This is a genomic window from Longicatena sp. (assembly GCF_982403165.1).
On the sequence record NZ_CEVYEL010000095.1, the window covers coordinates 1 to 4,803 of the forward strand.

Annotated in this window: 4 protein-coding genes; 3 read left to right on the plus strand and 1 reads right to left on the minus strand. The window is 36.6% G+C overall.

Annotated features, from left to right (window positions below; translation table 11 throughout):
* The 3 genes from AC1VS3_RS12610 to AC1VS3_RS12620 form a co-directional block, all read left to right on the plus strand.
* Positions 1–1,846: MSCRAMM family protein (locus AC1VS3_RS12610; RefSeq protein WP_481275673.1), on the plus strand; the 1,846-nt coding region annotated here is incomplete at its 5' end.
* 61 nt (positions 1,847–1,907) lie between these two features.
* Positions 1,908–2,813, plus strand: coding sequence for an ROK family protein (locus AC1VS3_RS12615; RefSeq protein WP_008687949.1), 906 nt, complete (start codon positions 1,908–1,910; stop codon positions 2,811–2,813).
* A 4-nt stretch (positions 2,814–2,817) separates the two neighbouring features.
* Positions 2,818–4,056 carry an aminopeptidase gene (locus AC1VS3_RS12620; RefSeq protein ID WP_008687950.1) on the plus strand — a complete coding sequence of 413 codons (1,239 nt, stop codon included), beginning with the start codon at positions 2,818–2,820 and terminating at the stop codon, positions 4,054–4,056.
* A 35-nt stretch (positions 4,057–4,091) separates the two neighbouring features.
* On the opposite strand, the gene AC1VS3_RS12625 is transcribed toward AC1VS3_RS12620, so the two are convergent.
* Positions 4,092–4,718 carry a recombinase family protein gene (locus AC1VS3_RS12625; protein ID WP_008687951.1) on the minus strand — a complete coding sequence of 209 codons (627 nt, stop codon included), beginning with the start codon at positions 4,716–4,718 and terminating at the stop codon, positions 4,092–4,094.
* Positions 4,719–4,803 lie beyond the last annotated feature (85 nt).

A 4,803-nucleotide genomic window follows, 5' to 3' on the forward strand; every position in this document is an offset into this window, starting at 1 on the left:
AAGTGATTTGCCGCTTTCAATGTATAAATTGAAAGAAACAAAAGCACCAATAGGGTATGTTTCTACAAATTTTGAAGAACAGATTGATGCGCATTACCAAGGACAGGATATTCCTTCGATAACATATAAAGCATTTATAGAAAATGAAATCACGGAAGTAGAAGTTGCCAAAAAAGATATTACCAATGACGAAGAAATCGAAGGTGCACAAATGATGATTTACCCAAAAGATGAACCTGGGGCAGTTTTTGCAACATGGATTTCTGGACAAGATGGTAAGGATGATAAAGGCAAGATCAAGCCACATATCGTAAAAGGATTACAACCAAATACCACCTATATTCTCCATGAAATTTCTAGTCCACATGGGTATGCTTTAGCACAAGATGTTGAATTCGAAATAAAAGATAGTGGAGATTTGCAATTCGTAGAAATGAAAGATGAACTTGTCTTAGGACAATTGGTCTGGGAAAAAACGGGTGAAATCTTTATGTCAACTGTAACTGGCCAGTGTGAATTTGGTAAGACGGAAAGTCCGGTATGGGAAACATCAAACCTATTGCATGCAGAAATTACGATATATGCTGCAGAAGACATTAAAATTGGAAATACTTTGTATTACCATAAAGATGAAAAAGTTGAAAGCTTAGAATCAGATTGGGACGAAGTTGCTAGTAAGCATTTGGTGTGTGGAGCATATTATTACATGGAAACGAAAACACCACATGGTTATGTAAAAGATGTTAGAAAGCATTATTTCATGATTGAAGACGCACAAACAACAAAGCTTCAGATTCATACATCTTCCCTATATAACGAACGTCCGCATTTTACCTTAAATATGACGAAACTTTTGGAACAACAGGAAGTTTTTAAGAATGAAGATGCTTATCTAGATGTTCTTTATGGTATATATGCTAGAGAAGATATTTATGATTACATGGGAAAGGTTGCGATACCTAATGGGACGTTATTACATACAAGTGGCATTGATAAAACAGGAAAATTAGAAAACATGATCGATTTACCTAACGGTGTTTATTATGTAAAGGAACTTAAGACCAATGCCCAATATGTACTGGATGAAAAAGAATATGATTTTGAAATCGGCTGGCATGGTGAAGATGTGGTGAATTATGTTGTACATCTGCAAGCAGAAAGCACATTAGAAAATAAACTTGCCAGAGGCAGTCTTTTGATCCATAAAGTAGATAGTGAAAATAAAAACCAAAGGATGAAAAATGTGACGTTTAGGTTATCGGATAAAAAAGATATGTCACATATCTTGAAAGAACAGGAAACAGATGAAAACGGTTATGCACATTTTGCTAATTTAGAATTAGGTATGTATTATGTACAGGAAAAAGAGCAAGTCGCCGGTTATACTTTAAACGATCATATTTATCAGGCAAAGGTTGCGAAACATGGGGATGTTTTAGAAATCCGTATTGAAAATGTACCAGTAAAGATGCGCTTTGATAAGATTGATGAGAAAGATAAAAAGCACTTAAAAGGCGCTATTTTACAAATACTAGATAAGCAAAATGGGCAAGTGATAGCGGAATGGACAAGTGATGGAACCCCTTATACTGTCATGTATCTGGAAGAAGGCAAAAACTATGTATTTCATGAGGTATATGCGCCAAAGAATTATCAAAAAGCAGACGATATCACATTTACGGCTAAACATAATAAAACAATCGTGATGAAAGATGAAAAGATAAAAGTAAAGCATAATGTTGTTACCATGGATGCTAGTTTGCGCAGGGATTTCTTGATGCTTTGCTCTATTACATCTTTATGCGTGCTCTGTATGTTGAGAAAGCGTAAGAGAAATTTAGATTAATTAGAGAAAAACCCTTTCATTTATGCTAAAATAGAACTAGCAAATGTGAAGGAGGAGTTTTATGAAAACTTATATTGGTGTCGATTTAGGAGGCACAAATGTACGAGTTGCCAAAGTCGATGAAGAAGGTAATGTTTTACAAATCGTAAAAGATTCTACAGAAATTGGTAAAGGCACAGAACATGTAATCGCGAAAATTATTTCTTTGATTGAAAGCATTGATGGTTATGATGATTGTGTCGGTATCGGTATGGGAGTGCCTGGCCCTGTAGATACAGTGAACGGTAAAATGGTATTGGCTACAAATTTGCCTGGCTTTGAAGGCTATCCAATTGCTAAACGTATTGAAGATCATTTCCATAAGCCAACCTTTGTTGATAATGATGTTAATGTTGCCGGTATGGGTGAAGCGGTTTTAGGTGCTGGTAAGGGCAAAGGAATTGTATATTATGTTACTATTTCGACAGGTATAGGTGGAGCCTTGGTTGTCGATCAGCATGTAGTTGCTGGCAAGAATGGGCATGCTGGTGAAATTGCAAATATCATCATAGATCGCAATCGTGAAAAAGTGAATTATTTGAATGTTGGTGCTGTAGAAAACGAAGCGAGCGGTACAGCGATGACAAGAAAAGGAAAAGCTGTATTCGGAATAGATGCGATTGCACATGCTGGGGATGTTTTTGATCTGGCAAGAAAAGGCAATGCAGAGGCATTAAAGTTGTGTGATGACATGGCATATGATTTAGCTATCATGTTCTCCGTGATTGCACATGTTGTGGATCCAGAAGTATTTGTTGTTGGTGGTGGCGTAATGAAAGGGAAAGATGTTTTCTTTGAAAAAATGGAAAACTATTTCCGTAATATGATCCACAAAGGGATGCAGATTGTAGAATTTAAAGAAGCCGAGTTAGAAGAGCCAGGTATCATAGGTGCTGCGATGTTGCCAAAAGCCTATGTAAAGGATTAAATATATGAACAAAGCAATCATTAAAAAATATGCAAATCTTGCAATTCGCAAAGGAGTTAATTTACAAAAAGGACAAACATTGCTTATTCAAGCAGATGTGGATGCAGTAGAAATGACACGAGCTTGTGTTGAAGAAGCATATGCAGCTGGAGCCAAAGAAGTTGTTGTATTTTATCAGGATGATATGAATCGTCGTCAGACTTATTTGCATGCTGATGAAGAAACTTTGTGCAATGTTCGAGAATGGCAAGTACATTCAAAACTGGATTATTTAAAAGAGGGTGCTTGCATCCTTCATATCATAAGTGAACTTCCTGGAGTCTTTAAGGATGTGGACGCTGCCAAAGTTGCGAAAGCACGTTTAGCTGGTGCAAAAGCTAATAAAGAAGCGCAGGCTTATACGATGATGAATAAAACGCAATGGAGTATTATCGCAGTGCCAAATAAAGCGTGGGCTATGGAAGTATTCCCGGAATTTGAAGATGCTGAAAATGAGGCAGTTGAAGAGTTATGGGAGCGTATTCTCCATGCCGTACACGTACGAGAAGATAATGATCCAATTGCAGAATGGGATGAGATGCAAAACAATTTCGTACGACGTATACAAGCACTTAATGAACATAAGTTTAAAGCGTTACATTTCACCAATTGTTTAGGAACGGACTTGACAGTTGAACTTGTGGATCATCATATTTGGGCAGGGGGAAGTGAAAAGACAGTTGCTGGTGTGATTTTTAATCCGAATATGCCTACAGAAGAAATTTTTACAATGCCCAAAAAGACAGGAGTACAGGGTAAGGTCGTAGCTAGCAAACCATTAAACTATAATGGTAATATGATTAACGGCTTCTGGATGGAATTTAAAGATGGCAAAGTAGTTGATTTTGATGCTGAAGAAGGGAAAGATACACTATCTGAGCTGATTCATTTTGATGAAGGCAGCTGTTATTTAGGTGAAGTGGCTCTCGTTCCAGATGCGTCGCCAATCTCACAAAGCGGTATATTATTCTTTAATACCTTATTTGATGAGAATGCATCGTGCCATCTCGCTCTTGGCGATGCCTATCCTATGAATGTTGAGGGAGGCATTGATATGAATGAAGAAGAATTGAATAAAGCAGGTGCGAATCATTCTATGACACATGTAGACTTCATGTTTGGTAATGATGATATGAGCATTGATGGTATAAAAGATGATGGATCTTGTGTACCAGTATTTCGCAAAGGAAACTTTGTGTTCTAAATATTTATCAAAAAAACGACAGATATGCACGCTAGCTATCTGTCGTTTTCTTTCATCCTTCTGTTTTCCTCATATTCTCTGGCTTTTTTATAAAAGGTTGAGTATTTTAAACCGGATTCTTTAATAGCATCCTTACTCATCAATTCGCCTTTTTTCCAGCGTACCATGATTTTTTCAAAATCTTTCGGTAAATCAATCTCCGGACGACCAAAACGTACCCCTCTCATTTTGGCGGCACGAATACCCTCAGCTTGACGCTGGTGAATGTTATTACGTTCATTTTCCGCAACAAAAGATAATAACTGTAATACGATATCACCAATTAAGGTGCCAATCAAATCTTTGTTTTGATCAGTGTCTAGTAACGGCATATCGAGAATTTTGATATCGACACTTTTGGTTTTGGTTATGTACTTCCATTCATTTAGGATTTCATTGTAATTTCTTCCCAGTCGGTCAATACTTTTGATTACGAGCAAATCACCAGGTTTCAGTTTTTTATAAACAAGTCTGTGATAAGCTGGACGATTAAAGTCCTTTCCACTTAACTTATCCATATAGATATATTTTTTATCAATCCCATAATCCAGCATCTCCAGGTATTGCCTTGCCTCATTTTGATCTTGGCTTGATACCCGGACATATCCATATGTTCTTCTCATAATGCACTCCTTTCTCTATTGTGAATTAGTATAAATTTTATATCTAATTTTTGATTATCCGTATAAACACTATACTTTCAAATAT